Here is a 24,669-nt window from a genome sequence, read left to right as displayed (position 1 = left end):
TGCCCCCCCTTGTACACTTCTTCTCTAAGTGCGAAGGCTAAACGGTAAAAGGCTTTATTCTTAAATCGGTAATAGTTCCGCTGGCTTAGACCCATTTCTGCATAGATTTCATAATCAAACATCTCTTCATCCTGCATATAGAGCATTACCAAGATGCGGCGCTCTTTTTGCGTAAGACGATTAATCCCCCTTTCGATTCGCTTCATGTATTTTTCTCGCTCAATCTCCCAATCCATTTTTTAAGCACTGCTTCTTCTGTGGATGAGTGGAACTGATTTGAAAAACTTGGCGGCGTAATGGTGTATGTTGTTGTGATCTTTGGAAGAAAGTCTTCTGGCGTTTGTAGTCTAAGCATTTTATATTTTTCCATCATCTTTTCCATTTTGAATCTTGTTTTTTCCTCGTCGATCTGCGGAATGTCTAAACTTGTTTGATTCAAGATAATTCCTCCTTTATTTCTGCGAATGGCCCCTCCTTTAGTCTTCATAACTGCTCCTTTCAGACAAAAAGAAAACGGACACCAACCAGCACCCATAAAAGGTGTTTGATCAGTGTCCGCAGGCTCTCCGTCTTGGACTTATGTTGATTTTTTTTTAAAATACTTAACCGAAACAATAATCCAAACACATATCAAACAAGCAATAGTTGAAAGACCTAACAAAATGACCGTAACAGGTTCCACAGGATAAAATCGAAATATATCCCAATACTTATTCAAAGAATACAATGTAAATGAACCGAAATACATAATGACACCCGCATTGATATAAAAATTTAATTTATTTAAAATTCCACTTGATTCTTCATTGTTGTCAACTTCTTCATCTAGTAGCTGTTCTTTCAGATCCATTAACTCTTTTGATATATCAGATTTTTGTTGAACTGATATGAAATTTGTCTCAAAAATATCTTTTAACAAATGATTTATAACTTGATCTACATTATTCATTTCTGATCTCTTGACGCTGTTAGATTCTGAATAAGCTTGACTTAGAGACTCTATAAGCAAGACAGATGGAATTTGCCCCTCTGACACAAAATTTTTAACTGTTCTAATTAATTCCATGTTTGCATTTGCAATTCTTTTCTTATAGTATTTTCTTTTGAAAAAGTAAACAACTGAATTAATAAAAAATGAGCTTACTACCGTTGTAACAAAGCTAATAACCCAAGAATTTGACAAAAAATCCATTATAACCAACCTTTTTTACTTCAATTATACAATATAAAAAAATTTCAGCTATATTTTAATTTCCTCACCTCAAATGACGGCGTGTAAATGTTCTCCTTAACACCTGTCCAATTGCTGTTTTTGTAGATTGTGATTTTGATACGGTGCGTGCCAGCTGTATGGTTTACTGTGTAAAATTCCTTTGCTGGTGTGGCTGTTTTGAAAGAACCGACCAAGCTAAACAGTTGATCTTTCCATTTGCCGCTCACCTTCTTTTGAAGCGTGAAGCGGTAGTATACTGTTTCACTGCCTATTTTCCGTGCCGTGACATCAATGCTTTTGGCTCTCGGTGTATAAGAATTTGCATCCGTCGATACGCTGACTGTATGCCCTCCAATTGTTTTATAACCGCTCGTTACTGCCACAACAGACGACGCATAAAGCACCGCAGCCGCAAAAATAGATAGTGTGATTAGCAGTTTTTCATTTCATAACCTCCAAAATTCATCACCATATATGTTAAATAAATTTTAATATGGATTAAATTTGAATATATAGTATTATTAAACTTGTAAGTCTTTAATCCCAACTATAAAGGAGAGTCAAACTATGAAAATTACAAAAGTAATTGCAAGTTCATTTCTGTCATTCGCTTTGCTAATTTCTTCATCCGCTTTTTTTACTGCACAGGCAGAAGCAGCTACTCCAAATGAACAATGGAAAGAATGCGCTAATAAAGAAGTTGGCCCTTACAATTCAAGAAATGCAATCCCAGCAATCCATAACGATGGAACCCATAACTGGTACTTAAAAGGTGTGAGATCTTGGAAAGGTACTTGGTATGGTTATTATGAGCGTTGCTGGTACACAACATTGACGTGAATATTACTTTTAAAAGAGGGAAAATCCCCTCTTTTTTATTTATAGCAAGCTGCCATCAATAATCAGCACCATTTCTTCTTCGTTCGTTAAATACTCAAGTGCTTCTTCAATCGGAATTATTTTGTGATCATCTCTATGTTTAAAGGTGATGCAACAGTTCAATTTGTATGCCGTTTAAGCGTTTGTTTGCGATCTTTATAATTCAATTCCGATAAAATTTCTGCTATGCTTGAGTGCCGCTATACTCGTAGTTCCTGAACCCATGAATGGATCGAATACAATTGGCAACCAGCTAATACACACGGCTCTATCAGCTCCACTGGATATGTTGGAAAATGAGCAGCTTTGGTTGGCTTGGTTGCAACGGTCCAGACTGAACGCTTATTCCACTTATTCCTGATAGCTCTGCATGCTAAGTCACCATACTTCCCTTTGAATGAACCACTGGGCTTGTCCTCCGAGTACGGCCGTTCGCAATAAACCAATTTGCTCAATCATTCCATAATCTCTTAACCCCCAATAAGCTGTTAATTCACTTCGCTATATTTGTTAATATGTTCATGTACACACGCATCAGGGAGGTTAGCCCTTGCCAGCTGCTCTGCGAATTGCGGCGGAACACTATTCCCCACCCTACGTATTTGATCCGATTTATTACCGATGTTAAATGTATATCCAGGCGGGAACCCTTGCCCTGCAAATAGTTCGTTTGGTTGCAACATACGCAATCCGATGTCTGCGATCCTCTAGCCATTTGTGCAAACTGTTGTTAATGGGAAACGGCATTTTGTTGTAATGGTATACAGTGGCTCGTCTAATTGCTGGACTATGCCTTGACCGTAATACTTATTCAAAAAGGCAACGGTCACTAGTCCGAATCTATTGCCGCCAGCTGTGATCGTGTGTAATGGTCGATCAAGTGAAAGACCTTTTACATCCTTTTCTACTGCATATTAAAGTAATTAATGCGCACCGTTTAAGAAATACCCACGCTAGTGTACTATTTAAAAGAGTCTCAATTTATTATGTTTCTGAACGTTTAGGCCACAGCCACATAGATACAACACACTCATACTATGTTCGACGTTTGCATCTATGCTCGTTTAATTATATGAAAAATTTGCGCAAAAAATTTAAAACGACAACTAGGAGAAAACAAAAAAGCCAGAAACATTGTTTTATCAACGTTTCTGGCTTTTTAACGGTTTTAAATAAAAATACGTCCCAGGAGAGATTCGAACTCCCGACCGACGGCTTAGAAGGCCGTTGCTCTATCCTGCTGAGCTACTGGGACATGTTGTTATGTAGTGTGCTTTGGTGTATTACCTCAGCGACAAGATTTATTATATTACTATTGTTCTTTAAAGTCAACGGTTTTTCGAAAGTTTTTTCATAAGGGGCAAATGCTGCACCCTTATGAAATACCTTCCAATGTGACAGTGTTTTCGAGGTCTTGTATGACGTGACCTTCGTCCGTGAAAAACTGTACGTTTGCTTCGCTTCCATCTAGTGTCAGTATAGCATAGCTGCGCTCTTTGCGCACTCTTGGCAGGTGCACGCTGCCTGGGTTAATGAGGAGTTTTCCTCTTAGCAATTCACTGCCTGGGATGTGCGAGTGGCCAAAGCAGATAATGTCTGCGCCTAGCTCTTCTGCACGGTAGTAGACTTGAAGCAAGGATTGTTTGATGCCATGCAGATGTCCGTGAGTGAGAAATAGTTTTCCGACTCCATCCAGTGGGAGCAGGAGCTCTTCTTCAAAATCGCCCATAAAGTCACAATTTCCTTTGACGACTTTGTATCCTTCGAGTGCTGGGTGGTTCGTTTCGAGTTCTGAATCTCCGCAGTGAATCATCATGTCCACTTCAGCCGCATGCCGTTTGGCAATGGTTTGAAGTTCGTCTGTGAGTCCATGACTGTCACTAATGATGAGTATCTTCATGGCTTCATTCCCCCTTATTCATTTGCGTCTAGCAGTGATGAAAGCTTTTGAAGCGCGACCGCTCGATGGCTGATCTTGTTTTTTTCCTCTGGTGATAACTCGGCCATCGTCTGGTCTTTGTCTTTGACGATGAAAATTGGGTCGTATCCGAAGCCGTTTTCGCCGATCGGTTCTTCTGCGATAAAGCCTTCTACTGATCCTTCTACCGTTTTTGTTTCTTTCCCCGGTATACTGACAGCCAGGGCACATCTGAATCTAGCAGTGCGGTCTTCTTTTTCGATGCCTTGCAGCTCATTCAGCACCTTTTCCACGTTCTCGGCATCGTCTTTATGCTCGCCCGCGTACCTCGCTGAATAGACGCCAGGCTTTCCGCCAAGGTAATCAATTGACAGACCCGAGTCGTCTGCAATCACCATTTCACCTGCTTTGGCTTGAATGGCCTCGGCTTTGATGATCGCATTTTCTTCAAAGGTATGTCCTGTTTCTTCGATCTCTTCCGTAAATCCGATGTCCGCTAGTGTTTTGACCGTGAATCCTTTCGGCTCAAGAATGGCTTTGAATTCTTTCGCTTTGCCCGCATTGTGCGTTGCGATGATGGCAGTTTTCATCCTGATCAAACCCTTCTCTTTATTCGATAACTTCTCCTGTCACTGCTTTTTGCTTTTCAATTAATTCTTTGATGCCTTTTTCGGCTAAATCAAGCAGTCCGTTTAGTTGTTCTCTTGAGAATGTCGCTTCTTCGCCAGTGCCTTGAAGTTCAACAAAGCGTCCAGCGCCTGTCATGATGACATTCATATCCACTTCAGCTGAAGAATCTTCTTCATAATTTAAATCTAACAGAAGTCCCTGTTTAGAATCAATTCCGACGGATATTGCGGCTAAATAATCAGTGATCGGATTTTCTTTCAAAACGCCTGCTGATTGAAGCTTTTGAATCGCTAGTGTCATGGCCACAAATGCACCTGTGATAGAAGCTGTGCGTGTTCCACCGTCTGCTTGAATGACATCACAATCAATCCAAATGGTGCGCTCACCAAGCTTTTCTAAGTCAACGACTGCGCGCAGAGCTCGTCCAATTAAACGCTGGATCTCCATTGTACGTCCTGTGACTTTTCCTTTAGATGATTCTCTTATCGTTCTTTGAGCCGTTGCTCTAGGAAGCATGCTATATTCTGCTGTAATCCAGCCTTTTCCTTCTCCTCTTAAAAAAGGAGGTACGCGGTCCTCGATAGATGCGTTACAAATCACCTTCGTATTTCCCGCTGAGATTAAGACAGAGCCTTCTGGGTGCGTGATGTAGCCTGCCTGTATTTCAATTTTTCTTAATTCGTCGTATTGTCTTTCATCTAATCTCATGTTTTACCTCCGTTACAATATACATTCCGCGCGGGTGTCAGCGGGGTTCTCCTATTAACTTTGACAACCTCGATCCGTTCTAATCGCTTGGAATAAAAAAGAGGCAGCGAATGTGCATGCCTCTTTTTCTCCATTATATCAATGTGTGACGTTAAAAACTACCTGTATTCACTTGTTCTGGTCTTGAAACTGGCTTTGTGAGCTCTGTTCCTTTTTCGTTCACAAGCTCTGCCTTTCCGTTTACCTTCACAGACACGCTTTTCACATCTGGCAGCTCTGTTAATGTCAGCACAATGCTATCAAGAACTTTTTGTGAAATGACCTTTTTCTTTTCATCTGCACTGCCAAAAATGGATTCATTGAAATCTAGTGTCACATGACCGTCTTTTACTTTCGGGACATCATTGAGCTTCACATCTTGATCAAAGTCTGTCAGCAATTGGCTTGTTTTGCTTGGCCCAGAGACGAGCTCATCAATGGCTGCTGTAATTGGATCATCATCGTCTTTTGGTGCTCTTTTGGTCACCGGGACATAGTACGTCTGTTTGTCAGATTCAGCTAAATAGTAGACGGTCACAGGCTTTGTCGATGTCATATCAGCCGCAGCCTCGTGCTGAATATTAATGCCGTCCTCTCTACTTAAATCATCTGAAATCGGCGTCCCATTCACAGGCATCTCTTTTAATTCATGGCCATTCATCTTTAATTTGACTTTCGCTACTGAATCAAACTGCGTTAATGTCCAAGTGACCGATTGCAAAATGCGCTGTTCGTCTTCTTTTTTATAGTTTTTGAATTCATTTGAGAAATCCACAACCGCAGTGCCATCTTTAATATCGACAGATACGCTCGTGTCCGCCGGCAGCACGGCTCTGAATCCATTTGGCATCAGGTTAGAAATCGGTCCCCCGTCTACGAGGTATTCAAGTGTTTGTTTCGCACTTCCTTCGTTTTTCGGTAGCGGAATGGATTGAGACACAACATACCCATTTTTATCAATTAAATATAATTCTCTCATGACGGTATCTGCTTGCTTCTCTTCTTTTCCTTCTTTCGCTGTTTGTTTCTCTTCTTTATTTTCTTTCACAAACGTGACATTTTGTGGTGGATCAATCTCTGTTTTCGCTTGGTCTGTTTGAAACAATCCGCATCCTGATAAAAGCATGGCTGACGCAATACACGTAACAGCTGCTGTAGTTCCTTTTTTCAGCATACTTCACCCTCCTCTAGTGGTTTGTACTAGTATGTATACGAGCTCCCTCAGAGGATTAGACCCTTTTCATAAAAAAATAACCCACTTCCATGAGAAGTAGGTTATTGCTGATATACGTGTTCAAGCGAAACCGTTTCGACCTTTCCTGGCAGGTAGCCGAACCAGTCTTGAGCGATGTTTTGAAAGTTTTGCTGCTGCCCTGTTGTATAAAAAGTATGAACAGGCTCTTCCTTCGAATCATTTAACAGCCCTTTATATGAAAGAATTGTGCTCGCTTCTCTCGCTGTTTCGTCTCCTGAAGAAATGATGTTGACGCCACTGCCCATAAAGCGCTGAATCGGTTCTTTTAAAATCGGGTAGTGTGTGCAGCCAAGAATAAGCGTATCAATGCCTGTTTCTTTCATCGGTTCAAGAGAAGCTTTTACGACTTCATCTGCTGTATGATCTAAAAACGTACCACTTTCCACAAACGGCACAAGCATTGGACATGCCAGACTTTGAACAGTTAGTCCTGCTTTTAAAGAAAGCAGTGCTTCTTTATAGGCTTCACTTTTGATCGTATTGGCTGTGCCGATGACGCCAATATGCTGATTGTTTGTGACCTTGATCGCTGTGCGAGCTCCGGGCTGGATCACGCCAATGACCGGGATATCAAGTGTTGCTTTAATTTCATCAAGTGCTATCGCCGTCGCAGTGTTACACGCAATGACAAGCATTTTAATATGGTGGTGTCTTAATAGGTAGTGCGCCATTTCCCATGTATATTGAAGAACCTCTTCTTCTGCTCGAGGGCCATATGGACACCGTTTTGTGTCGCCTACATAAATAATTTTTTCTTTTGGCAGTTGTCTCATGATTTCCTTCGCAACGGTTAAACCGCCTACGCCGGAATCAATCACGCCGATGGGTTGATCCAACAAAATCGCCTCATTTTCTTTTCATTTGCTGCTGTAGTTTCGTTAAAGATTGGTTGAAAACGATGGCTTCTTCTTCTGAGAAAGCCCCTAGAAGTTCACTGACGTATTCTTGGCGTTTGACAATCACTTCTTGAATGATCCGCTCACCTTCAGGCAATAAATGAATGCGAACCACGCGGCGGTCAGACGGATCTTTCACCCGTTCAACAAGTTCACTTTTTTCCATTCGATCAATTAAATCGGTTGTCGTGCTGCATGCCAAATACATCTTTTGTGATAGCTCACCTATTGTCATATCTCCGAATTCATAAAGCCACTGAAGCCCTACAAATTGAGGAGGTGTAATCGTATATTGATTCAGAATTTCTCTACCTTTTTGCTTAATGATTGCAGCAATATGGCGCAATGATTTTTCAATTTCTGCAACATGGCCTGACTCATTCGTTTCCATTTCATTGATACCTCACTATAGCATCTCACTTTGATTAAAACGTACATTCCTATTTTCCTCGTTTTTCAAAGAAATTGCAAGAAGAGACTCATGGAAACGATATAGAAATAACCGGCTCCTCCCTGGTGCGGAAGGAAAACCGGCTGACGTTAGAGCTCTAGCTCACCCATACGCAGAAGCTCGACTACGGCCTGTGAACGACCTTTAACTCCTAGCTTTTGCATGGCATTTGTTATGCATACCTTTTACAAACGAGTATAACTTACAGGATCATTTAAATCTATAATGAAAATTCATTTTTCCGTTTGGATGGATAACAATATGATCAATGAGCTTATCGAACACATGCTTCAAATCTTTCTCTTTGTCTTCAAGCTCTCGAAGAACCGCTTGCATTTCCATCATTGAACTTTTCTCATCATGCACCTGCTGTAAGGAAAATAAACTCTGTTCAAGTTTAATTATATTAGATTGAATTTCATTGCGCTTTGTTTGGAACTCGGCTTTTGAAATAATCTGATCTTCTAAATAAAGTTCCAGCAACCTTTTATTCTGTGTTTCTAAAGATTTCAACTCTACTTTAACAGACTTCATTTGTTTTTCTTTTTGTTCAATTGCATTTTTTCTGTAATCATGTGATATATCCTTGGAGAATTCGATTAGATTTTCAATGACTAAGTCCCTAACCTCTTCATAAGTAATTGGAACATGGTTAACACAACCTTCTTGACCAGCTCTTCTGTAATTACTGCATTTAACGTATTTCCAATAGGTTTTTCTACCACTTTGTTTGGCTCTGCTTGTTTGGATAATCACCATATTAGAACCACACTTTCCGCAAATAAGTAATTGTCTCAACTCATTCCACGGTGTAAATTTAGTTTTTTTATTGACAGTCGGTTTATTATTTGCTTTTTCCCAATCTTCTCTTGAGACAATCGGCGGGCAAAAGTCTTCGTAAACAGTCCATTTTTCGGGCGGGTTCCGAATGAATTTTTTTCGCCCATCAACTTTTATTGTCGTATGCCTATTGGCTATATGCACACCGCAATATATAGGGTTTCTCAAAATGGTTTGAACTGTTGTGAGCTGCCAATTACTACGTTTTTTCGGAGGTGGTATTTCACCTAGCTTACATTTTTCTTGCAATGCATATGTAACTCTTTTCTGACCTAGTCCCTCGTTATTATAAAGGTGAAAAATTAATCTTATAACTTGTGCTTCATTTTCGTTAATTACAAGGTGTTTTCCCTCTTTCATATAACCGTAGGGTACTCGACCAGAATGTTCACCACGCCTTGCTTTTGCTGCAAGTACACCACTTATATTGACTGACATAGACTTAGGTAACTGCTCCGCAAACAGAGCAGACATTTCAAATTTCATTGACGCCTTACTCTCGTAAAGGGAGTCATAATCTTCTTCGAGTGTAACGACACGAACCCCATTAGACACTAGAATCTCTCTGATGTATAACGCATCTTTTAAATCACGGGCAAGACGTGTGATGGACTTAAAAATCACCATTTTTATTTCTTTCTTTTCTGCCAATGAAAAAATGTATTTCATTGCTGCCCTATCTTCAAGGACGGTTCCACTGATACCATCATCTAACAAAACAGAACGGTCATCCCATTCGTAATTGTGTTGCTCAATCCAATATCGACAAACATCAATTTGGTTTTCCTTAGAACTTATTTGCTCGTCACGGTCTGTCGAAACCCTTGTATAGACCTTATAAGGGTAATCGTCATATTTGATGATTTCTTCAACTGATTCTTTGCGGAAATGCATATAACACACCCCAATTGTGAATTGTTCTTACTAAATTATAACATCTCGACCAACAATTCCGTAATATTCTTAATTTGGAAAAAACAACTTTCCATTTCATTAATGTGATAGACTTATTTGGAAAATATTTGTTTTGGAGGGTCTATATTGAATCATATTAAAACTTTTCTCTTTTTGATTTTATGTGCCTTATTCTTATCTGCTTGTGGCAAAGCAGAAAACACATCCACAAGTAACTCTAGTAAAAAAGAAGAAAGCATTGAAACTAAAGAAAAATTAAACGTAAAGATCACTTTGGATAAAGAAATCACAAACAATAAAATTATTATCCTTAGTGGAAAAAGCAACTTACCTAAAGGTACGAAATTAAGAATTCGTCTTGAACTCAAAAACTCTCATAAAAACTCAGTAGTTAATTCAACTGTTCAAAAGGATGGATCTTTCGAGTATAAATTCTTTAATGAAGATGACGATGTATTTGATGATGGGAAATATATTATATATGTCGAAACACTACCGGTTCTTGAACAAACTGAAGTTGTCCAAGAAATTTTTGGAGACAATGGTTCTAACCTAACTGGTCCACAGATTAGCGGTGACTCAGAACTAAAAGCTACTGCTGAAATAAAGTTAAAAATAAACAATTCTGAAGTTATTTCTGAGGAGGAAACTTTGCCTAAAAATAAAGATGCAGAGGAAGAAAAAAATGAAGTTTATAACTCAGAAGAAGTTGAAGATAACAGTGAAGAAGATGAGTTAGATATGATAAAAGATGATGCAGAAATAGAAATCAAAACAATTATCAAAGAGAACTATAAAACCACATCTATTGAAAAAATTGAAATTAACGAAGATATGGGTTCGAGTGAGAAGAACAAGCTAATTGCTCTTGTTTACTTGTCTTTTGATGCCTTGAACACAAGTAAGACAGCTTATAACATGGTTGAAATGTATAGTGATGACTTAGCTGCAAACATTGGCAAAGATAATGATACAGTCAATCAGATAGCTGTATTTTGGAAAGTTCCTTATATAGATGAAGATGAAACATTGGCTAAATTCTCTTACGAGCGTTCAGGAGAACATATGATAATTACTGATAAAGTATCTTCTTTAAAATGACCCTTCAAGTTGAAGGGTTTTTTATTAACATTTATAATCGAACATATATTCTATTTTTATAGGAGGGTATGCCGTGACCGATCTTGAGAGAAAGTTGTATCGAATCATCTACAACATGAGCAGATTCAGAAAGAATCCCTCCATCGAGGATCTGAAAAGGAAAACGGGCAAGGATGAGCCAGCGATTCGTAAGGCAGTTAAAAATCTTGTGTCAAGAAATGAACTTGAATGGGATAAAGAGAAACAGGAATGGCGGTTTAAATAAAAGAAAATAGCCGCCCAGGTGGACGACCAACAATTTTTATTTGTTTATGTTTTTCTTTAAATCCTCAATTTCATTTTTGAGGATTTTATTTTCTTTCTTTAGTTTTGAGACCTCAACGACTGTAAATAACAAAGTTGCAACTATAAGTAAAATCAAAATATACTCAAACATGTTAAATATCCATATAGTAGTCATCAAAGCCGAATGTAGCTGCAATTCCGATAACTGGAACTAAAGCTGCTCTGAAACCCCATCTGTGCTTTTTATAAGTTGATTTCGTTAACTGCTTGCGCTTGTAAAGTTGATTGGCGATATAGCGACCAGCAGCATATCCACTCCCCACAATTGCGGTCATCCCAGTAATTATACCGATCACAACAAGTATAGGATTATGTACTGTGGCTTTATCTTCTTTGTCGAAAAGACTGTCGATTTTAAAGATGTCATTGTCAGTTAGTCCAAGATCTAACGCTCCTTGATATAATTCAGGATCGTTTTTAGTAAATGATTCAGACGGTGTTTTTTGTTCATATTGTGGCTGATTAGCTTTTGCATCTGCAAACTCTCCAAGCGTACAGGAGATACCCAACGCAGCTACAATGGATAAAGAAATTCTAGATATCCACTTTTTGTTCAAAGTCGTACCCTCCCCTTTGTAATCACAGGTTAAGCATAACTTAAAATATACAGTAATTTCCATAGTTACAAATAACCGTTTGTAACAAGTAGGCTGGTAATATAGTTTTATAACTCCTGAATAGACTGAAATTAATTGTGCTGTTAGATTTAATTAAATTAATACGCATGTTCAGTTGATTTATATGGAACTTTTAGTAAAATGAAATTAATATATGACGGAAACAGGAGGGGAAACATGATTAGTGTGAAACCGTGTGCAGACAACACTTTTTCGTATGTCATTGAATCACTGGATAGAGAAACAGGGAAAAGAAAAAAGATCGTTCGGAAAGGATTTGCTTCAAAAGACGAAGCAATGAAAGCAGCTAAAGCAAGAGTAAAAGAATTCTAGATTCACGAATTTCAAAAGATGAAAAATATTGTGCAAACAAAAAAGCCCCTCCAATAAGGAAGGGCTTTTCATTTTACTTTTGTTTTACCTGAACGTATTTCGTGGCAGCAGTGATGTACAGTCCTGATTTCAGTTTATACATTTTCGATCCATTAACCGTCACAGTCTTATCAATCGTAAATGCTTCACCCGGCTTTACTTTTTTGTGCTTTGCTGTCCACTTCGGCTTATCATAGACCCATAGCCATCCGTCGGCATTCGGCTTCACTACGGCCATTTTAACGCCCTTTGGTGTCGTTTCTTTTTTAGGGCTTGTTTTAGATGATGATGAAACCTTTTTTAAACCGACGGCCGCCGCGATACCTTCTGCGTGTCCCTCGGCCAATAGGTTCAAGAACGAATCTTGTTTCAGCAGCGTAGCATCTTCTTTACGATCAATGAATAGATTCTCTGTCAGAATCGCTGGCATTTTTGTTTCTCTCAATACAGCAAGGTTTTTAGACTTGGTCCCACGGTCTCGGTCTCCTATTTTTCCTTTGATCTTGTTGTAAATGGAATCATGTACAACCTTTTGCTGCTTGCCAGTGCTGGATGATGCAGATAACTTGTCGTAACGAAACGACTCAAAGCCTGTGCCACCAGCTGCATTGATATGGATGGATGCAAAATAGTCAGCGCCCCAATTATTTGCTAGTCTTGCTCTTTGAGACAGATCAATATAAACGTCAGTTGAACGCGTGAGTTTGACCGTTGCCCCGTACACCTTTTCAAGAATCGCTTTTGTTTTCTTTGCGATAGTTAGTACAAGGTCTTTTTCTTTCAACCCGTTTGCTACTGCGCCTGGATCGTGTCCGCCGTGTCCCGGATCAAGCATAATTTTCTTTGTCATATTCAATCTCTCCAATCATTTTTTATATAGAAAAAAGCCGCCGGTTACTCAGCAGCTTTCTTTTCCTCTTCTTTTTGACTATCGTTTTCGATCACATGAAGCCTGTCAGTGATGGAAGCTGGAATTTTCACACCGATCTGTGCAAGGTTCTCTACGATAGACAAACCTTCATTTGCAATATAAAAAAGCACTGTCCCAAAGGTCAGCACTCCATTTAAGCCCATGATCTGATCAATGATGTTAGCCACAATCACGACAACAAAACTAAGCATTTTACGAACGTAACCGAACCATGCCGTACGGCTGCGTAGCTTGCCGATCTTCCATGCTTTAATGATTCCTGTTAAAACGTCGATGACGCTTAGCAGCAAGAGCAAGTCCAAAAATTTCACACCGCCAAATAAATAAGTCTTCGCTAAATCTAAAGTTTCAAAGTTTATAAACACTATCGTTTCCTCCATTTCGTTAATCACCTCCTTCAAGAAGGCAAAATAAAAAGCACCTGTTAAGATGCTGTAGAACCTAAATCCACTGAGACAGCTGGCTTATCAAATGAAACGCCTGTGATCTGCTCAAACTCTTCTTTTGTTATTACTTCTAATGCGACATACTCCCGCATGATCTCAAGAGTGTAAACGCCCCAATCCCAAAATACTTTAATGTCGGCCGCCGTTGGGTAAATCATGATGCCCCGCCTTTCTGCATTTGCGAAAGTTGCAGTGTAAGAAGAGCGACATGTTTTTTTAGCAAGGTCACATCATCTGGCGGAAGTGGATCAGGTTGAAAACTGTCTATATACTCCTGAGTTGCAGATTCGCTCCATGTTTTGGTTTTAGGCTCGAATTTCGCTTTGTATAACTCATTAGGCGGCTGTATGTCGGTATATCCTGTAGGGATTTCTTCGCCTTCATCAATTAAAATCTCCTCTCCAGCCTCCCAAATAAATTCATCATTAAATTTATAGACCCACATTTTTTTCTCCCTCCTTACCTAGTCCTAAACCGAAAACCAAATGATAAAAATTCAACAGGGTTTGAAGTGTTTGAACTGGACTGTATACATACTCGGCCGTCTGTGCCGATAAAGGTTCGATGAATTTGCGGCACTCCCGGCGTTCCAATGCTTGACGCAATGCCAACAAAATATTCAGACTGCATCGGACGATACCCTGCTGGAAGAGTAAAGACTGGCGTGTCAAGACCTAGTACCCCTCCGTAAACAGCGCCTTTGATTTCCACGACACCAGATGTGTCTTTACTAAATCTAACCGTATGAATACTGCCATCTGCTGGCGCATATTGCTTCCAGCTAGGCTGTAATGTTGGCTTTTGCCATATTACGTCAAGATCGGATGCTGTCAACTGACGTTCCCAAGCCGTCCATGTTTCAGAATCTGTTTTTCGGAATCGAAAATAGGCCTGTTTACCGGCAACCGACTCGTATGCTATTTGAGCAAGAGTGTTGCCATAGCTCATAACGAGCAAAAACACCCGATTGAAAGACGGAGGACCATTGACACCCGCATTGTATATCAAGTACATGCCCGTTTGAGTTATTGTGTTATAGTCGGTAACTTCTGAGCTGCTCCTATAAAAAACTCTGCCACTATCCATTGTGATTTTTGCTAACTGAGATTCATTCCACTTTTCCTTATCCGCTTCGGTCACATGTATTTTTTGGTCTGCCGCATGTACATCCGCATATATTTTAGCTGTTTCAAGCGCTTGGGCTACTTTAGCTTTGGCACCCTCTTTTGTTTCAAGCGCCTCGATATCGTCGAGTTTCTCTTTCATCCTGTTTAGCTGAACCTTCAGGTCTTTTGTAATCTCATCAATGTTTCCCTGCATTACATCAGTGCGCTTTTTTATTTCTGCTTCAAGCTCCGCTGATTTTTGCTCTATTTTTAATTTCAACGAGTCAAAATGGTCGATGTAATATTCTGCAGCTGGAACAATATTTTCATCTATTAAGTTCTTTTTTATTGAAAATGTAAACTCATGTACAGAAAGGGATTGACCATTGCTGTAGAAAAGATTTAAGGAAGCTTGAACATTTCCATATAGCTTAATCTCTTCATCGTTTAAAATGTATTCTGCTATCCCTTCCATTTTGTCCAACAGTGAGATATTCCTAATGTGTTTAGATCCATTAGAAAACAAAAGAACTAACTTACCTTCTACTGCAGATAAAGGTAACGGCATACCATCTTTACGCAATTTAAAAACAAGTCTCGCTGTGCCTACATCTTGAGTTGAAAAAATGATTTTAGAATCATAGACGCTTTGATCATAAGCATCTATGACAAAGGGCAGCGAACCATTTTTGTATATTTTATTGGTCATTTCCTACCCTCCTTTTCTAGCTGCAGAACCTTATCATTCAGCGTTTTAATAAGGTTTCTCATTTCCTCTATTTCACTTTGACTCACTGGCGCGCTTTTTGAGAACTCAACCCTTTGTCCGTCATCGTCTTCTAAATACACGTTGTCAACGTTAATTCCTTCTAGTGACACAATTCTATTTCCGTCTTCGTCATATGCAGTGACATCCTCCCCCGACACAAAAGCCGAAGCCACTTCTAATCTATCTTTATCCATGATCAAATACACTACGCCACGTCCTTTGCATCCGTTTTTGGATTTTTAGAATTGTCTACGATGCCGCTGATTGTCCAGTCACCCTTGCAATAGTTTCCATGTCTAACAATTCCTTTAACAGAGGAAGTAATGTAGATCCCCGCCCTTGCTAATTTCGTTAATGTTGATATAGATCGACACTTGTTATCTGCAAGAAGTATATCTCTTGCTCCGTTTGCAATTCTAATGGCTTCATACTTTCCATGTTCACCATGTCCCGCTCCTGTAACAGTGTTAACTGAAACTTCACCAAAAAGCACGCCTGATATTTCAATGCCGTATCGCTTAGGTCTTCTTACGATATTTGATGTAATACTTAAATCAGAAGAATCACCGAAAGCTGCAATACCATCCCGACCGATAAAACTAATTTGATTAGTGCCTGATACCGTCACTCCTACGCAATCATTCATCAGAACCCCATCTCCTGATGTGTTCGAAATCTGATTACCCGATACAATGCCATTTCTGATGGCATCCAATCTGATGCCAGCTTCGTTTGTACCACCAACACCATCAATAATGTTGTTTTGGATATTAACATTTCTCACAAATCCTGATTCGTCGTTAATACCACGAATATAAATCGCTTCGTTTTCCCTTGTGTCTAATATCGTGTTACCTGAGACGTGAACATGTCTAAAGGACTGTGAACGTGACATTTGCTCAAATTTGTTGTTCAACGTATGGTGTTTATTTGCTGGATCAATGGCGCTTACCGTTATTCCAAATCTACAATTTCGCAAGGTGTTATCTTTAATGTCAGTGACATTCCAGTTGTAACCCCTAACGGCCCAACCGTCCATATCTTCAAACAAGCAATCTTTGACTCGGATATTTTCGTGCCAATATCCGATTGTAGAGGAATGAGAACCCACGCCTCGTGGCCATGCTTGCGTTCCTGGTGTGTTAGATTTACCGAAGTTGCACCCTTGAACAAGACCGTCCTTACAAACGGTAAAATCATAAGCACCAAAAGCCCCGAATACTTCTTTACGTTGAGCTAAGTCAACCTGAATTGCCTCAGAAAAATATCTTGATCCGTCATGGTCTACAAATCCATAAAAATCTGAATTTAACACTTTAAAGTTTTGGCACGCGTTAAACTCAATGGCATGATAGCCGCTAACATCCTTAAAAGTTGAATTTCTAACAAAGATGTTTTTACCATGACCAAAGGAAAAACAGTTATTTTTAGTTTTAAATTCTGTTCCTCTGCAATCCCAAGTCCCTCCGTCAATGTATATATTTCCATTTCCTTCATAACCCAAGTAATCTACTGATCCATCTCCATTAGTCATCATCGTCTTGCCGTGATAATTTAGTAAATAGGCACCCTTAGCATCGAACCAGGTATTACCCCAATTGACTAACGTCGCTCCTAGACGGTAAGCACCCGGGGGCACAACCACTCTGACACTTTTACCTTTTTTAGCCCTGTCTAACGCTGCTTGAATCGCAAATGCGGATTCATATTTGCCAGTTGGATCAGCGCCTAAATCAAGTACATTAATGTCAGGCTGTCGATCTAAGCGACTTATGATCAAACCAAAATCATAATCTAATCTGTCTTTTACAGTTTTGTGAATGCTTGCGTCAAGGGCAACACGGGTGTCTACCACCTCTTTTACATCATCACCATCATGATTTAGTACCAAATTAACTACTCGCGACCATAGATTGTCCAACTGATTAGCGACCGTAAATAAACCATGTTTGATTTGACTTGAAAGATGAGCACTATCACTCTCTTTATGTCTCGTTAGATCAGCAGCGTTTTCATTTAAGCTGTCCTCGATCTTCTGCATATCTTCGCCTAATTGATGAGCATATCTTGAGTTTCGAGTAGTATCATAGTTTTTTCTCAGCCTTACCATTTTCTCACTCTCCTTTTTGGCAAAATTAAAAGACCCTATCTAAGCGTCTTGAGCATGTCGTTTATATATCGTTGTAAGTTCTTCACTTGTTTTACTTGATCTACTGTTATTCGTTGTATGTCTTTGCGAAAGTTCGCAAACGTTATCGTTGGGCTACTATACGGATTGAGAGGGTTATGTTGTATTGATACAACTCTCAAATCATCCTCGAAGGTTATTCCGTCTGCAGTGTCGGCAATGACATGGATCGTGTCACCTAACCAAAAATCTTGTTCAATTTCAAGTAATTTCGGTTCATAGATTTTTTTGAATTCAACTTCTACAGTCATTTCAGGATAAGGATTTACATGCTTCTTTAAGGCCGAAATGATGCTGCTAGATTTTTTGTACCTCTCATCTTTAATCGGCTCAGCCCAACGTGGTTTTCCTTCAATGAGAAATTTATCTTCATCAGGATGAATATAAAGAACTGGATCAAATACATACTCAGGCTCTTTCTCTTCATCATTCGTCGCCTCTTTTTCATCTTCTGTTGTTTTGTCATCCTTTGATTGAGAGACAGCCTCTGTTTCTTTTTGTGCGCCGTATCCCCATGCACGAGTGGTACAATTCTGGAAATCTGTCGTAATTGTTATACCCGGCATGTTATAGCGACTATCAAGCACAAAGTCTATTTCTCGGCCCATCTTTTTGTAAACATGGATTTTGTAATTATCCACGTCTAACTCTATGTCATAATCTTCGATGATTTCATCCATAAGTTCTGTGGAATTCTTCTCACCGAAGTTCTCCTGCTCCGCAGCTGGAATTTCTCCATCTTTTGCGTGGATAACGTATTTAAAATCAGTTCCTTTAAGTGCAATATCAAGCGCCTCTTTAACGCTTAATTTCTTAGAAACTGTTTTTTCGATTCTGTTATTAATCAACAGGACTGAGAAGATATGTGCAGCAGTAACCGTTTTTGTTAGCATTCCATTTTCTTGATGTAGACTCACATTTGTAATGTAGTATTTCTGATGATTATATTTCTTTTCATCAAGATATAAAATGTTGTCCACAACCAACAGCTCAAACTCTGCGGCATTTTCCTGCGTGCGCGGCAATGTAAAACTGAACGTTTTTTTACCTGTTGGATCGGCTGTGAAGTCCACAGACACACCAGTGATCTCTATGACATCCTTTCCATCCTTGCTTGAAACATGCAGCTGTGGAAAATCCACATCAGACGGCAAATTTTGATTGAGTGGTATGTCTACCCCATCGTATTCCCTGCTTGGGTAATCAGGGCCAGTCGGTGTTTCTGGTTCACTCGGTTCCTCTGGTAGACCATCATCATTATCATATTGTGTGAGTTTGTAAGTGAAGATTATGCTGTTTAATTTCATTGCATAGTTGATGTCAGTGGCGTAACCACCTTTTGCAACAGCAGCAGTAGCCTTTTGATAGTCTTTTTCTCCAACCACTGCCTTATACCGACTGAGCCTAGTGTAAAGACTCCCCAAATCTTCAAGACTTTCGGCAAAAGACGGGTACTTTCTAAATGGTGCTTGTACTCTGGTTTCGTTCCCTTGTTTATCCTGCTCTTTAGTCCACATCAACACGTATTTGCCGTTATAAGTCCCTTTAATTCCAAAAAGGTTATAGGCCTGTTTAGATAGATCGCTTGATCCGAAACCACTCTCAAGACAGCCTTGAGCGATGACAAGGCTTGCAAGCACCTTGTATTTTTTTTGGACCTTTTTCGCTCCCGGTGCTAATTTCTTGATAAAGTCAACCGCAGCCATGTCATCCCTCCTTATGCATAATAGAACCTTGTGTCAAACACAATTTCAATGTCACTTGCGTTTTGAATTTCAAAGTCATTTCTGCCGATATCAAGTGATGGAAGTCTACCAGATGTCTTGAGGCGTTTCTTGCCGACAACAGTATATTGTTTTATAAAGGACACCTTTTGAGACTTTTTTAGTTCACCTTCAATTTTTAATTTCTCGCCTGTCGTTCGATTAATGATAGTGACATTTTTACCTTTTGCCCTTAAAGAGACTTGGTAGTCATGTCTCAAAGGGTTAATTGCAAAATGGCCTATGTTAAAAACGCTAAATCTATCCTTATTTTTGAATGAATATTGTGGTTCGTCTCGCATTCCAATGTTCATCCCCGGACTCCATAACTCACCGTCAAACATCTGCGGATTCAATGAAGTGTATTTTGATTCAGCAGCACCCAAAACATCATTGAATTCAACACTAAAAACAACATAGTTCTTTTCTTTTTCCTTTGGAACTGAAAAATTCCCATCACAAGTCACCAAAAAGCGCCTGTTTGGGAATAAATCGCAAGAAATATAATATGGGTACGGTTTCACCAATAAAGCATATAGCTCACTTCTATAGCTGTAAAAATTCTCAGCTATTATAGAGTTCATGTATATTTCTACTTGGATAGGTCTTTCTTTGTACTTCACATCCCGTGGATGTTGCGGAAGTACAATACCGTTAATCCGTGGCAATGACACTGTCTCAAATTCAACAATTGGTGAGGCAGGTGTCAGGCTTAACGGATGGAGATGAGGAAGCAAGTCATTTAGACTTTGCTCACCCAATCCATTGTTAAAATCAATATATAACTCCATTACCTCACCCCACTCATAAATGCTTCTTTTCTAAAACGTTCACCTGTCGTTTGATCAAGCTTTCGACCGTCCATATAGTTGTTGCTATCTTTTGAAATTAATTGTTCAAAGCCTTTTTGCATCATCATTAACCCTTGAGACAGCAGGTCTATTTGTTGAGCCATCAGACCAATTTGTTTGTTTTGGTTCTCGATCATTTGTCTCATGTCAGAGCCGTCTTGCTGCCTGCTCTGAGACTTGTCTGCTTTGTTACTAATGCGATCAAGCATCTGTAAAGCCGTGGAGATCATACCATCTCCAAAACTAGGCACTCCAAGCTCTTTACCGAGGTTAGAGTATAACTGTAAAGAGCGTTTACGATACTTAGGCTCAGTCGTGATTGCATATTCTCGCCAGCCGTTCTCCCCTAGCTGCGCAATTTGATGATTGTCAATGACACCACCAGATGCATAACCGATGTAAGGGCCACCGCGTGCCATAGATTTTAATCCCGGATGGTTATAGATACCGCCATAACGCTTGTTTAGATAGTTAATCGCGGCAACAATTTGATGAACTGGATGTTTGATGTTTCCATATCCGGGCTTTTTATAAGCAGCAAATGTGCTTGGTATAAACTGCATAAGCCCTTGTGACGGATGTCCAGCTCTGGCGTTACTATCCCACCTGTTAACAAGTGTAGGGTTTCCGCTTGATTCCTTCATAGCAATGGTTTCTAATGCTTTTGCATAGGATGGAGAAATTCCAGTGATGCTGATGGCTTGTGCAACCCACTTTTTGACTGCAGCACTACCCCCTACACCTTTGAATGATCCTCCTTCTCCTCCAAAATCACCTAACGATTTTGTTAGAAATCCTAAAGCGCCTTTTTTAATTGTCTTTAAAATACCTGTCCCAAGCCCGTCTATCCCTTTACCAGTTTTAAATGGGATAAGACCACCGAATATATTGCTGATAATTTTCTTTGGTCCGGCCATCACAAGGTCAAAAATATCTGATCCAAAATCTTTCACCTTGCCGACTACTTCACCAGCTTTTTTAACGCCTTTTTTAAAGAAATCACCAACGCCGCCAGCATAACCCGGCAAACCCTGCGAAGTGATTTTTTTGGTCTGATCATGAGGAAGGACTGATGTCCCGCGTGGCAAATCCCAAATTTGAGGGCCACCAACGCCGACCATATATGTCCCAATACCCGGAGAATGAGCAAGCTCATATCCTTCCTCACCGACAAGCGCACGACCTCCGGGGTGATAGTCAGTACCTTTCGCATATGCCTTACCGGGTGCAACATTCATGGCCTTTTTCTTCCCATTATGTCCACTTGGTTTCCACTCAGGAATTGTTGGTATATTCATAAATTCTAAAACCTTATTGATACCACCAGTAATGGTATTGACCACACCTGCTAAATCCACAAGAAACGTATCCCAAGCGCCGAGAACTTCACCAGTCTCCCAATCAACTTGCTCGATATGTCCTGCAGCCTGTTTTTTCGCTTCTTTTACAACGCCCTTATGACTTTTTTCAGCTTCATTTATTGTTTTTTCTTTTTGTTTTTCCGCTGCTTTTACAGTAGCATCATGTTCCTTTTTGGTAATAGTACCTTTGACGTAATACTGGTCATCTGCAGCTTTCACAACTGCTTTGTATTGTTTTTCAGCATTACTAACGACTTTGTCTTTTGCGGATTTACTATTTTTCACCGTTGCGGCAGCTTGCTTTGCAGACAAAGTAGACGATTCTTCTTTTAGCTTTTTAGAAATGAGTGTTTGCTCATCTTTGCTCTTTGTCAGAGCCGTTTCAACTTCTTTACTCATCTTTTGAGTAATGCCCTTGACTTCATCCCATTCTTTTTGGGTGAGCGATCGATGTTCTTTTGCTGCTTTGTCATATATTTTTTTGACTCGGCTCTCGTACTTTTCTATTTGCTTCTGCTTCTTTTCATTGCCTGTTTTGATTTTATTGAGGATGTTTTCCTCATCTTTCTTTTTAAGTGAATTATTCTTTGAATAGAAATCTCCTAAAACGTCAAGAGACTTGTCAGCACTATCTTGATAGCCTTTTTTTATGGTGTCAGCCATTTTTGAAAATCGCTTATTCATATTGTCAGCTATCTTATCCGTAATCTTCGTTTGATTGAGATACAGGCTGTCTAGCTTTGCATTGGCTTTTGTCTCCATATCCGAATAAGCATTTACAGCTTTCGAAGTGGATTCAGAAACTTTATCGCCAAAATCAATTGTTGCTGGTAAGACTCGTTTTTGCAGGTTGTCATAGTATTTAAACCCTGCTTCACCTAAAAGCGTGACCCCTGTTATCAATAACCCAACTGGACCACCAAGCAACGACAAGCCGCCTCTAAGCAAACTCACAACACCTGCGCCTTTTTTGAGGATGTTAAACAGGTCAAAACCACCCTTTGCAAGTTTCAGAAATCCTCCTGCGCCTTTTACGGCGTTTACTCCTGCCATGACTATACCTTTACCAAATTTAAGTATCTCAGGAAGAAAAGAGAGCGCAAGACCGCCAATCATACCCATTGGCCCACCAAACATCATTAAACCGCCACCAGCAATACGTGAGGCACCACCAAGACCACGCATTGACCTTGATGTTCTTGTGGCCGTTTGATTTAGACGGCCCATGCGTGTAGTCGCTAGACCAGTGTTTTGTTGTAAACGTCCCATACGAGTGGACATAACGGCCGTTGATGCTGCAGCTGTATTGATACCAGTTGCTGCAGTTCGCGAAGCCACACCCGCTGCAGTAACTTGTGTCGTATATACTCCTAGACTTGCTGATGATCCTCTGACAGTGCCTGTCAGATATGTGCCAGCAGTTCTAAGCACTCTCCATCCTTCGGCCATTCTAGGAATGGCACTCAATAACAATAAAGAAGCTCCACCTAAAAGACTGAAAGCTGTTACAGCTGCGCCAGTCACGGCAATTGTTTGCATAACAGAAGGAGGCAGGTGATCAAACCAATTCACAACTTTTGTTAACACATCTGTTGTGGATCGAATCACTGGAATAAATTGATTTCCTAATGAAATGACAGCGTTATTTGCTGCGGATTTGAGGTACTCCATTGACCCAGCAAGGTTGTCCATTTGACCTTTTGCCACTTTTCCAGCGACACCGCCACTGTTTTCTATCTGTTTGGTGAATTTGTCGATCTTATCACCGCCCGCATGAAGCAAAGTGATAAAACCAGATAAGGCATGCTGACCAGCCAATTGCTTTGCGATACGGATTTTTTCGGTTTCCGTATAGTTTTTCGTCTTGTCGTTAATCTGATCTATGATGTTTGATAAAGGTTTCATGCGGCCGTTTGCGTCAGTAATACTCAGGCCAAGCTCATGTATTGCGTTACCAGCTGGCTTGGGAGGTGCCGCAAGCCTTGTTAATGTGGATCGTAATGCAGTACCTGCCATATCTGCCTTGATTCCACTGTTCGCCATGATACCTGTTGCGGCCGCTAACTCTTCCATGCTGACACCTGCAGTTTTTGCCGCAGGGCCAGCGTATTTCATTGTCTGTCCAATCTGTTGGAGTGTGGCGTTTGAATTGGTGAACGTGTAGGTCATTGCATCTGCTACCCGGTTTGTATCTTCTGCAGCAATATGAAACTCTGTGAGGATGTCAGATACAATATCTGCTGTTACACCTAAATCTGTTTGCCCTGCTGCCGCAGTAGCAAGCAAGCCCGGCATGGCGCCGATAATGTTATTTGTCTTATAACCAGCCATTGCAAGGTACTGCATTCCTTCGGCAACTTGTCCGTCTGTAAATTGTGTCGTAGCCCCCAAATGACGCGCCGTTTCTGTAAGACGGTCCATCTCGTCATTCGATGCATTCGCCACAGCACCGACCCTGCTCATAGCCTTTTCAAAGTCTGCGGCCACTTTAACTGCGCCGCCAATTGCGACGGTGCCTGCTACACCGATACCTGTTAATGCCTTCCCTGCCATTCCCGCAGCAGAGTAGACAGATTGTAACTCTTCTGATACTTCCCCAGCGTTCTTCTTAAAAACAGAAAAAACACCAGCTGCTTTATTGCCGGTGCTTTGCAAATGCTCAAATTCTTTAGATACCTGTCGCAATTCCTTTTCTAATTTCTGATGAACTGCAATAGAATCATTTAATTTCCGGGCGTGTATTTGTGTTTCTCGTGCATCACGACCCTTTTCCCGGACAAGTTGTTCATATCGTTTTCGATGTTCTTGAACAATTCGCCCTTGAAGACGATATTTGTTGTTAAGTCCATCAACTTTTGATTGTAATTCTTTTGCCCTGTTGCCAGTATTCTTATAAATTTCAGTAGCCGCTTTAAATTCAGAATTAGCAAGACGCATTTGCCTTTGAAGACCTGTTATACCTCTATTAAAACCCGAATCATCCAGATTAACTTTGGCGACCATATTGCCAATTGCTTGAGTCATTTATGTACCACCCCGCTTCCCTGACGTGGATTTCAAGACTTAGAATATTTG

At 40.2% G+C, this 24,669-nt stretch carries 27 protein-coding genes, 1 tRNA gene and 2 pseudogenes; 4 read left to right on the top strand and 26 right to left on the bottom strand.

The window, feature by feature from the left end:
• Positions 1-2 precede the first annotated feature (2 nt).
• From MHH23_RS07915 to MHH23_RS07905, 3 genes and pseudogenes are all read right to left on the bottom strand, one after another.
• Positions 3-439: pseudogene (locus tag MHH23_RS07915) on the bottom strand (ArpU family phage packaging/lysis transcriptional regulator); the annotation flags it as partial.
• A gap of 138 nt (positions 440-577) precedes the next feature.
• Positions 578-1,066: a hypothetical protein gene (locus MHH23_RS07910; protein ID WP_268432047.1), complete on the bottom strand. Its 489-nt coding sequence runs from the start codon at positions 1,064-1,066 to the stop codon at positions 578-580.
• 170 nt (positions 1,067-1,236) lie between these two features.
• Entirely contained in the window at positions 1,237-1,617 is a 381-nt protein-coding gene (locus MHH23_RS07905; protein WP_340959265.1) for a hypothetical protein, read from the bottom strand.
• A gap of 163 nt (positions 1,618-1,780) precedes the next feature.
• Here MHH23_RS07905 and MHH23_RS07900 point away from each other — a divergent pair, with 163 nt between their 5' ends.
• On the top strand, positions 1,781-2,053 hold the full coding sequence (locus MHH23_RS07900) for an LCI fold-containing protein (protein WP_268362836.1): 273 nt from the start codon (positions 1,781-1,783) through the stop codon (positions 2,051-2,053).
• A 39-nt stretch (positions 2,054-2,092) separates the two neighbouring features.
• Here MHH23_RS07900 and MHH23_RS07895 read toward each other — a convergent pair whose 3' ends face one another.
• From MHH23_RS07895 to MHH23_RS07840, 12 genes and pseudogenes are all read right to left on the bottom strand, one after another.
• The gene (locus tag MHH23_RS07895) at positions 2,093-2,215 is read right to left on the bottom strand and encodes a hypothetical protein (RefSeq protein ID WP_268430969.1); all 123 of its coding nucleotides are present in this window, start codon (positions 2,213-2,215) and stop codon (positions 2,093-2,095) included.
• 33 nt (positions 2,216-2,248) lie between these two features.
• Positions 2,249-2,317: a hypothetical protein gene (locus MHH23_RS20145; RefSeq protein ID WP_268430972.1), complete on the bottom strand. Its 69-nt coding sequence runs from the start codon at positions 2,315-2,317 to the stop codon at positions 2,249-2,251.
• Between the two features lie 263 nt (positions 2,318-2,580).
• A complete protein-coding gene (locus MHH23_RS07885) occupies positions 2,581-2,775 on the bottom strand; it encodes a DNA cytosine methyltransferase (protein WP_268430967.1) in 195 nt (64 codons plus the stop codon).
• A gap of 498 nt (positions 2,776-3,273) precedes the next feature.
• Positions 3,274-3,347 (bottom strand) — tRNA-Arg (locus tag MHH23_RS07880).
• 120 nt (positions 3,348-3,467) lie between these two features.
• Positions 3,468-3,992, bottom strand: coding sequence for a metallophosphoesterase (locus MHH23_RS07875; RefSeq protein WP_340959258.1), 525 nt, complete (start codon positions 3,990-3,992; stop codon positions 3,468-3,470).
• A 14-nt stretch (positions 3,993-4,006) separates the two neighbouring features.
• Positions 4,007-4,609: an XTP/dITP diphosphatase gene (locus MHH23_RS07870; RefSeq protein ID WP_007501598.1), complete on the bottom strand. Its 603-nt coding sequence runs from the start codon at positions 4,607-4,609 to the stop codon at positions 4,007-4,009.
• A 10-nt stretch (positions 4,610-4,619) separates the two neighbouring features.
• Complete coding sequence (gene rph / locus MHH23_RS07865) at positions 4,620-5,348, bottom strand: ribonuclease PH (RefSeq protein WP_024718627.1); 729 nt, start codon at positions 5,346-5,348, stop codon at positions 4,620-4,622.
• 151 nt (positions 5,349-5,499) lie between these two features.
• Positions 5,500-6,561 (bottom strand): GerMN domain-containing protein, encoded by a 1,062-nt coding sequence (locus MHH23_RS07860; RefSeq protein WP_035701809.1) that lies wholly within the window; start codon positions 6,559-6,561, stop codon positions 5,500-5,502.
• Positions 6,562-6,662: 101 nt separating this feature from the next.
• Positions 6,663-7,481, bottom strand: coding sequence for a glutamate racemase (gene racE, locus MHH23_RS07855; RefSeq protein ID WP_089374140.1), 819 nt, complete (start codon positions 7,479-7,481; stop codon positions 6,663-6,665).
• Between the two features lie 7 nt (positions 7,482-7,488).
• Positions 7,489-7,929 carry a MarR family winged helix-turn-helix transcriptional regulator gene (locus MHH23_RS07850; protein WP_007501606.1) on the bottom strand — a complete coding sequence of 147 codons (441 nt, stop codon included), beginning with the start codon at positions 7,927-7,929 and terminating at the stop codon, positions 7,489-7,491.
• A 149-nt stretch (positions 7,930-8,078) separates the two neighbouring features.
• Positions 8,079-8,165: pseudogene (gene gerE, locus MHH23_RS07845) on the bottom strand (spore germination transcription factor GerE); the annotation flags it as partial.
• A gap of 34 nt (positions 8,166-8,199) precedes the next feature.
• Entirely contained in the window at positions 8,200-9,723 is a 1,524-nt protein-coding gene (locus tag MHH23_RS07840; protein ID WP_142155644.1) for a recombinase family protein, read from the bottom strand.
• Positions 9,724-9,870: 147 nt separating this feature from the next.
• Between MHH23_RS07840 and MHH23_RS07835 the strand changes: the two genes are divergently transcribed.
• Positions 9,871-10,845 (top strand): hypothetical protein, encoded by a 975-nt coding sequence (locus MHH23_RS07835; RefSeq protein ID WP_340959255.1) that lies wholly within the window; start codon positions 9,871-9,873, stop codon positions 10,843-10,845.
• 73 nt (positions 10,846-10,918) lie between these two features.
• On the top strand, positions 10,919-11,110 hold the full coding sequence (locus MHH23_RS07830) for a hypothetical protein (RefSeq protein WP_340959253.1): 192 nt from the start codon (positions 10,919-10,921) through the stop codon (positions 11,108-11,110).
• A gap of 172 nt (positions 11,111-11,282) precedes the next feature.
• Here MHH23_RS07830 and MHH23_RS07825 read toward each other — a convergent pair whose 3' ends face one another.
• The gene (locus tag MHH23_RS07825; RefSeq protein ID WP_340959251.1) at positions 11,283-11,747 is read right to left on the bottom strand and encodes a hypothetical protein; all 465 of its coding nucleotides are present in this window, start codon (positions 11,745-11,747) and stop codon (positions 11,283-11,285) included.
• A gap of 237 nt (positions 11,748-11,984) precedes the next feature.
• Between MHH23_RS07825 and MHH23_RS07820 the strand changes: the two genes are divergently transcribed.
• Positions 11,985-12,140, top strand: coding sequence for an Arm DNA-binding domain-containing protein (locus tag MHH23_RS07820; protein ID WP_161796774.1), 156 nt, complete (start codon positions 11,985-11,987; stop codon positions 12,138-12,140).
• A 73-nt stretch (positions 12,141-12,213) separates the two neighbouring features.
• On the opposite strand, the gene MHH23_RS07815 is transcribed toward MHH23_RS07820, so the two are convergent.
• From MHH23_RS07815 to MHH23_RS07770, 10 genes are read right to left on the bottom strand one after another with little or no spacing between them, the layout of a single operon-like run.
• On the bottom strand, positions 12,214-13,029 hold the full coding sequence (locus MHH23_RS07815) for an N-acetylmuramoyl-L-alanine amidase (RefSeq protein ID WP_340959250.1): 816 nt from the start codon (positions 13,027-13,029) through the stop codon (positions 12,214-12,216).
• Positions 13,030-13,073: 44 nt separating this feature from the next.
• Positions 13,074-13,490 carry a phage holin family protein gene (locus MHH23_RS07810; RefSeq protein WP_340959248.1) on the bottom strand — a complete coding sequence of 139 codons (417 nt, stop codon included), beginning with the start codon at positions 13,488-13,490 and terminating at the stop codon, positions 13,074-13,076.
• Between the two features lie 44 nt (positions 13,491-13,534).
• Positions 13,535-13,714: an XkdX family protein gene (locus tag MHH23_RS07805; RefSeq protein WP_340959247.1), complete on the bottom strand. Its 180-nt coding sequence runs from the start codon at positions 13,712-13,714 to the stop codon at positions 13,535-13,537.
• Positions 13,711-14,001, bottom strand: coding sequence for a hypothetical protein (locus MHH23_RS07800; RefSeq protein ID WP_340959245.1), 291 nt, complete (start codon positions 13,999-14,001; stop codon positions 13,711-13,713). Before MHH23_RS07800 ends, MHH23_RS07805 begins: the two co-directional genes overlap by 4 nt.
• A gap of 14 nt (positions 14,002-14,015) precedes the next feature.
• The gene (locus tag MHH23_RS07795) at positions 14,016-15,371 is read right to left on the bottom strand and encodes a BppU family phage baseplate upper protein (protein ID WP_340959243.1); all 1,356 of its coding nucleotides are present in this window, start codon (positions 15,369-15,371) and stop codon (positions 14,016-14,018) included.
• Positions 15,368-15,625, bottom strand: coding sequence for a hypothetical protein (locus tag MHH23_RS07790; RefSeq protein ID WP_340959242.1), 258 nt, complete (start codon positions 15,623-15,625; stop codon positions 15,368-15,370). The genes MHH23_RS07795 and MHH23_RS07790 overlap by 4 nt, the downstream gene beginning before the upstream one ends.
• A gap of 11 nt (positions 15,626-15,636) precedes the next feature.
• Positions 15,637-17,541: a right-handed parallel beta-helix repeat-containing protein gene (locus tag MHH23_RS07785; protein ID WP_340959241.1), complete on the bottom strand. Its 1,905-nt coding sequence runs from the start codon at positions 17,539-17,541 to the stop codon at positions 15,637-15,639.
• A gap of 35 nt (positions 17,542-17,576) precedes the next feature.
• The gene (locus MHH23_RS07780) at positions 17,577-19,325 is read right to left on the bottom strand and encodes a phage tail spike protein (protein ID WP_340959240.1); all 1,749 of its coding nucleotides are present in this window, start codon (positions 19,323-19,325) and stop codon (positions 17,577-17,579) included.
• Positions 19,326-19,336: 11 nt separating this feature from the next.
• On the bottom strand, positions 19,337-20,173 hold the full coding sequence (locus MHH23_RS07775) for a phage tail domain-containing protein (RefSeq protein WP_340959239.1): 837 nt from the start codon (positions 20,171-20,173) through the stop codon (positions 19,337-19,339).
• Entirely contained in the window at positions 20,173-24,618 is a 4,446-nt protein-coding gene (locus tag MHH23_RS07770; protein WP_340959238.1) for a phage tail tape measure protein, read from the bottom strand. Before MHH23_RS07770 ends, MHH23_RS07775 begins: the two co-directional genes overlap by 1 nt.
• Positions 24,619-24,669: the final 51 nt, after the last annotated feature.

This window comes from Bacillus sp. FSL K6-3458 (assembly GCF_038005045.1).
GTDB lineage: Bacteria > Bacillota > Bacilli > Bacillales > Bacillaceae > Bacillus > Bacillus altitudinis.
This window is presented reverse-complemented; position numbering and strand designations above follow the sequence as displayed.